This is a genomic window from Zoogloea sp. (assembly GCF_028689785.1).
GTDB lineage: Bacteria > Pseudomonadota > Gammaproteobacteria > Burkholderiales > Rhodocyclaceae > Zoogloea.
Genome location: NZ_JAQVCN010000040.1, coordinates 37,234 through 44,220 on the forward strand (window position 1 = coordinate 37,234; position 6,987 = coordinate 44,220).

Genomic DNA, 6,987 nt, shown 5'->3' on the forward strand with positions numbered 1-6,987 from the left:
CTCTATAGATACGTGTCACACGCGGCTCGACTGATTCGACAGGCGCCACCGTCAAGCCATGACCCCCCTGGTCAAATCCGGCTTCAAGCTCCGTGGGGTGTTTACGAGAAGCTTGAAGCCGGTGCCCTTCTTATGCCATTGCTGCACCTTGCTCAGTCGGCGCTTAGCTTGCCCTTGGTCAGCAGGTCCTGAATGATCTGGGCATCCGTGCTGAGGGCTCCGCTGTTGGTCAGATCCACGCCCTGCAGCACGATCTTCTGGTCGGTGGCGCCGGCGCTGAAGGTGCCGCCGGTGTAACCGCCGGTGCTGCTGATGTGCACCACAGTGTCGACACCGGACTTTTCGAAGTGCAGATAGCTGCCCAGGTTGCCCGGGTTGGTGCCGGTGTGGCTCTCGCCCTGCAGGAGGTCACCCAGGTCCAGCACATCGCCGCCACTGATGGCCGCCGCCTTGTTGAAGTCGGTGATGGCATCGATGGCAGGCGCGCCGGCGCTGCCGGCATCGCCGAGGGACCATTTGAAGGTGTCTGAGCCGAGGCCACCGGTGAGGGTATCGTTGCCGGAGCCCCCGGAGATCAGGCTGGCTCCGCTGCCACCGATGATGGTGTCGTTGCCGGCGCCACCGTAGATGATGTCCTGGCCATCGCTGCCGGTGATGTGATCGTTGCCGTCGGTGCCGTCCAGACGTTCGCCGGTGCGCACCAGCCAGGAGCCGTTGGTGCTGCTCTCGACGATGTCCTGGAGGTCGTTGAGTACCGGGGCACTGGTGGGCGTGAAGAGAGCAAACTCGTCGGTGCCCAGGGTCTTGTAGGCACTGTCGGCCTCGCTGCTGAGTTTGACCTCGATGCGCAGGCGGGCATTGCCACCTTGTTCCCAGTACAGGATCTCGATGGGCTGCAGGCCGCTCTCCATGCTGATGCCAGTATAAGTTCGGGCGGTGGGCGACTGGATGTTGTCGAACATGGCCACGGTCTGGCCGCCGATGTTGATGCGGAAACCGTCGTCGGCGGTGACCCGGATGTCGTAGATCCCACCGGCAACGTTCATCATGCCGACAAAGCGTAGGCCCGAGTCTGTGGTGTTGCCCAGGCCGGTGGTGGTGGTCAGTGTCGAGGCGTCCGAGCCGGTGGTGCCACCGCGCAGGAAGTTGTACAGCGCACCGGAATTGACGGCCATGTCGGCGCCGACGGTGGGGTTATTGCCCAGGTTGCCGTTCACCGCGCTGGCTGTGGTGCTGCCGGTGGTGTAGCCAAAGCCGTAGTCGATCTTGTCGGCACTGAAGGTGGCGTCGGAGCCTGTTGCTGGGGCGGCGTTGTAGGTGCCCACCACGGTCTGGCCGCTGCGGCCGTCAACGATGGTGGTCATGTCGGAGACATGATCCAGGTTGCCCAGGGTGGTGTCGTCGGCGTGGGTGCGGGTGACGCCGCCGGTGGTCTCGTTGTAGCCGTAGTACTCTCCGGTCAGGCCGAGGCGGCTGGATTCGATGACGGTGGAGGTGCTGGTCAGCGTGACCACCTGCTCGGCCTGGCGGCTGACGTTGAAGGTCACGCTGGCCGAGGCGGTGTCGCCGTCCTTGTCGGCCAGCACGAAGTCGAAGCCATCCACGATGGGGGTGGTGACGCTGGCGCGCGGCGTGTAGTTGTAGCTGCCAGTGCTCATGTTCACCACCAGTGTGCCGCCGTCGTCGGTGCGCACGGTGAGGAGGTGGGTGGTGGCGTTGTAGGTGCCGTTGCCGGTTCCGCCGCTCTGGGTGACGCTGGTGGCACCGGTCGGGTTGTAGGTGTAGGTCACGCCCTCGATGGTGATCGAGCTGATGTGACCGCCGTCACCACCAAAGCCCGAGGTGCCGCCCAGCAGGCCGCCGGACAGGATGTCGCCGCTGGCCGATTGGGGAATGGTGGCATGCAGAGCGTTGGAAAGCTGGGCGAAGTCAGTGATGACCGACGCGTTGAGGTCAGTCTTGGTTAGGCCGTCGTAGGCGATGGGGTTGAGCGGCCCCTGGGATGCGCCGGCACCCATGCCCAGGGCGTAGCTGGTAATGCCGTTGGCAGTCAGGAAGGCCTTCCAGGCGGTCTCGTCGGCGGTGCCGATTTCCGTGCCCGAGTTGGGAACACCGTCAGACAGGAAATAGGCCACATTCTGACCGGACGCCAGCTTGCCGGTTGATCCGTAGGCGCTCTGAGCCGCGGCGATGGCCGAGTCGAAGTTGGTTGTACCACCCAAGGTCACGTTCCCGAGCTGGGTCTTGCCAAGATCGACCGTGGTCCAGGCGGTGCCGACTGAGGTAGCTGAGCTGTTGAAGGTGACAATCCGGATGCGCACTTCACCCAGTGCGTCGTAGGTGTCGATGAGCTGGGTGAGGGCGGTGATGGCAGATTTGAGGCGTGTGGTTCCGTCCACCCCGTCGGCGGTGTTCATGCTGCCGGAGTTGTCGAGCACGATCAGCAGGTTGGTGTCCTGAGGCGCAATCACCACGCTCTGATTGACGTTGGAGGCCTTGGGCGCATCGTCCTCCACACGCACGACAAGAGCGCTGGTCGTGGTCGTCACGCCATCATTGACGTTGACCCCCAGGTTGAGAGTAAGGACGTCTTCCTGGGTGGTGTCAGGGTGATCGATGGGGCCGGAGAGCTTAACCGATTGGGTGCCGTCGTTGGCGATGGTGGCGCGGATGATCTCCACGCCTCCAGCACTGCCCACCAGGGTCTGGGTGCCGCTGCCGGTCCAGGTGATGGCCACCCCGTTGGAGCTCAGCGCGGCGGTGGGGGCGGTGAGGGTGACGCTGAGGGCGTTGCCATCCACGTCGGACACGCTGATAGTGCCGCTGGCGGTGGTCTGGTTGGTGGTGTCGTTGGCACCGGTGGTGTCGGCGATACCGCCAGCCAGGCCTTCCTCGGAGACGCTCACGGTGGCCGTGCCGACCACCGGCGCGTCGTTGGTGCCGGTGACGTTGATGGTCACCGTCTTGGCGGTGCCGTCGGCGCTATGGACGCTGAAGTTGTCCTGCACCACCTCGCCCTGCTTGAGGGACTGGACGTTGGTGGCAGCGTTGTTGAGGCTGTAGCTCCAGCTGCCGCTGGACTGCAGGGTCAGGGTGCCGTAGGTGCCGGTGAGGGTCTGGGGCACGAAGGACGATTGGCCGGCGTCTGGATCGCTGATGGTGAGGGTGCCGCCGGCGGTGAGGGTGCCGTCTTCGGTGACATTGCCGGTGGCCACGCCGCCGATCACCGGGGCGTCATTGAGACCGTTGACCTGAATGGTCAGGGTCGTGGTGGCTGTGCCGCCGTTGCCGTCGGAGACGGTGTAGGTGAATACGTCGCTGGCCGACTGGCCCAGGGTGAGGGCCTTGGCGCTGTCGCCCGGGGTGTAGGTGTAGCTGCCGTCCTGGGCGATCAGCAGGGTGCCGAAGGCGCCGCTGACGCTGGTGCCGCCCGCCGTGACCGGTACGCTGGAGCCGCTGCCGGCAGCGATGCCGGTTACGCCCAGGGCACCGCCGTCGATGTCGGAGTCATTGGTGAGCACGCCGCCGGCCGCATTGCGGACCAGGGCCGTGTCCTGGTTGGTGCTGCCGGTATCGGCAATCGCCACGGGGGGATCGTTGACCGGGGTTACATTGATGCTGGCGGTGGCTTGGCTGGAGATGCCGCCGTTGTTGTCGGCTGCGGTGAAGTGGAAGCTGGTTTCGCCGTTCCAGTTGGCGCCGGGCTGGAAGTACAGGGTTACGGCACCGCCGGTGGTGGCGAGAGGCGTGCCGGCGGTGACCGGCTGGGTCATGGCGGCATCGCGGTAGAGGGTGCCGTTGGCAGGCAGGTCGGCCAGGGTGAGGCTGGTGACGGTGCCGTCCACATCGTTACCGGCGAGGACGACAGGGATGGGCGCAGACGGGTCTTCGGCACCGGTGGCCGTCACGTTGGCGACGGTGGGGATCTCGTTGGTGCCGAGCACGGTGACGACCACGTTGCGGGTGGTGCCGTCGGCGGTGGTGACGGTGAAGTTCTCGGTGCGGGTGTCGCCTTCCTTGAGGGCCTGGACGTTGGCCGCACTGTTGTTGAGGGTGTAGGTCCAGGTGCCGTTGGCGGCGATGGCGAAGCTGCCGTAGGTGCCGGCGGCGCTGGCCGGCGTGAAGGTGGCCGGGCTGTCCACATCGGTGGCGGTAAGGGTGCCGGTGGTGGTGAGTTGGCCGGCGGTGTCTTCCTTGACGGTGCCTGCGGCGTTGCCGGTGATCACGGCCGGGTCATTGGCGCCGATGACGGTGATGGACAGGTTGGCAGTGGCGGTCAGGCTGCCATCGCTGAGCTGGTAGGAGAAGACGTCCTGAACACTGTCGCCAGCGTTGAGGGCCTGGGCTGCGGCACCCGGGGTGTAGGTGTAGCTGCCGTCGGCATGGATCAGCAGGGTGCCGTAGGTACCGGTGAGGGTCACGCCGGAAGCGCCCGGTGCGGTGAATGCGCCGTTGGTGCCGGTGCGGACACCGGAGACGGTGAGGCCGGTGCTGTCGATGTCGCTGTCGTTGGCGAGCACGCCGGTGGCGGCAGTGCGGCTGACCGGGTTGTCTTCGGTGGTGGTGGCGGTGTCATTGACGGCCACGGGGGCGTCGTTGACCGGGGTGACATTGATGGTGACGGTGCTGGAGGCGGTGCCGCCATTGCCGTCGGAAATGGTGTAAGTGACGACCACCGGGCCGTTGAAGTTGGCGGCGGGGTTGAAGGTGAGGGTGCCGTCGGGATTGACCGCGACCGTGCCCTTGGCCGGATCGACGGTGGCGCCGGTGACGGAGAGGGTGTCGCCTTCCGGATCGGTGTCATTGCCCAGCACGTTGACGGTGACGGGCTGGTCTTCCGGTGTGGTGGCGGTGTTGGGGTTGGCGACGGGGGCGGTGTTGGTGCCGGAGATCGTAAGGACGAGCTGGGCCGTGTCGGTGCCTCCCTTGCCATCGGAAACGGTGTAGGTGAAGCGGTCCACCAGGGAGGCGCCGGGAGCCAGGCTGGTGACGGCACTGTTGGTGCTGTCCTGACTGTAGCTGTAGCTGCCGTCCGGGTGGATGGTCAGGGTTCCGAAGGCGCCGTTGACGACGGTGCTGCCGGTGACTGCAGTGCTGCCTATCCGGCTGACGCTGAGGGTGTCACCGTCCAGGTCGGTGTCGAGGCCAGCCGGGTTGGTGATGACGTTGCCGGTGGCTGGGGTGGTGGCAGTCTTGCTCAGGCTGTTGGCGTCATCCAGGGCGACCGGTGCGTCATTGACCGGAGTGACGTCGATGGTGACGGTGCTGGTGGCGGTACCGCCCTTGCCGTCGGAGATGGTGTAGGTGACGACCACCGGGCCGTTGAAGTTGGCGGCGGGGTTGAAGGTGAGGGTGCCGTCGGGATTGACTGCGACCGTGCCCTTGGCCGGATCGACGGTGGCGCCGGTGACGCTGAGGGGGTCGCCATCCGGATCGGTGTCATTGCCCAGCACATTGACGGTGACGGGCTGGTCTTCCGGCGTGGTGGCCGTATTCGGGTTGGCGACAGGGCCGTCGTTGGTGCCGATGATGGTCAGGCTGACGGTGGTGGCGGTACCGTCGGCACTCTTCACGGTGAAGGCCTCGGTGCGGGTCTCACCTTCCTTGAGAGCCTGGACGACGGGCTTGGTGTTGTCGATGGTGTAGGTCCAGGCACCCGAGGCGTTCACACTGAAGCTGCCATAGGTGCCGGCTACATTGGTCTGGGGTTGAAAGACGGCTTCGCCAGCGTCCGGATCGACGATGGAGAGGGTGCCGGAGGCGGTGCTCTGGGCGGGGGTGTCTTCCTTGACGGTGCCACTGCCGGTGCCGAGTACGGCGGCGTCGGCTACCGGGGTAACGCTGATGCTGGCTGTGGCCTGGCTGGAGATGCCGCCGTTGTTGTCGGCTGCGGTGAAGTGGAAGCTGGTTTCGCCGTTCCAGTTGGCGCCGGGCTGGAAGTACAGGGTTACGGCACCGCCGGTGGTGGCGAGAGGCGTGCCGGCGGTGACCGGCTGGGTCATGGCGGCATCGCGGTAGAGGGTGCCGTTGGCAGGCAGGTCGGCCAGGGTGAGGCTGGTGACGGTGCCGTCCACATCGTTACCGGCGAGGACGACAGGGATGGGCGCAGACGGGTCTTCGGCACCGGTGGCCGTCACGTTGGCGACGGTGGGGATCTCGTTGGTGCCGAGCACGGTGACGACCACGTTGCGGGTGGTGCCGTCGGCGGTGGTGACGGTGAAGTTCTCGGTGCGGGTGTCGCCTTCCTTGAGGGCCTGGACGTTGGCCGCACTGTTGTTGAGGGTGTAGGTCCAGGTGCCGTTGGCGGCGATGGCGAAGCTGCCGTAGGTGCCGGCGGCGCTGGCCGGCGTGAAGGTGGCCGGGCTGTCCACATCGGTGGCGGTAAGGGTGCCGGTGGTGGTGAGTTGGCCGGCGGTGTCTTCCTTGACGGTGCCTGCGGCGTTGCCGGTGATCACGGCCGGGTCATTGGCGCCGATGACGGTGATGGACAGGTTGGCAGTGGCGGTCAGGCTGCCATCGCTGAGCTGGTAGGAGAAGACGTCCTGAACACTGTCGCCAGCGTTGAGGGCCTGGGCTGCGGCACCCGGGGTGTAGGTGTAGCTGCCGTCGGCATGGATCAGCAGGGTGCCGTAGGTACCGGTGAGGGTCACGCCGGAAGCGCCCGGTGCGGTGAATGCGCCGTTGGTGCCGGTGCGGACACCGGAGACGGTGAGGCCGGTGCTGTCGATGTCGCTGTCGTTGGCGAGCACGCCGGTGGCGGCAGTGCGGCTGACCGGGTTGTCTTCGGTGGTGGTGGCGGTGTCATTGACGGCCACGGGGGCGTCGTTGACCGGGGTGACATTGATGGTGACGGTGCTGGAGGCGGTGCCGCCATTGCCGTCGGAAATGGTGTAAGTGACGACCACCGGGCCGTTGAAGTTGGCGGCGGGGTTGAAGGTGAGGGTGCCGTCGGGATTGACCGCGACCGTGCCCTTGGCCGGATCGACG

1 protein-coding gene is annotated in these 6,987 nt (G+C 66.2%); it reads right to left on the minus strand.

The features are described from left to right. Positions 1–152: 152 nt before the first annotated feature. Positions 153–6,987, minus strand: a 6,835-nt coding sequence (locus PHI64_RS16040) for a VCBS domain-containing protein (protein ID WP_299884681.1), incomplete at its 5' end; no start/stop codon positions are given.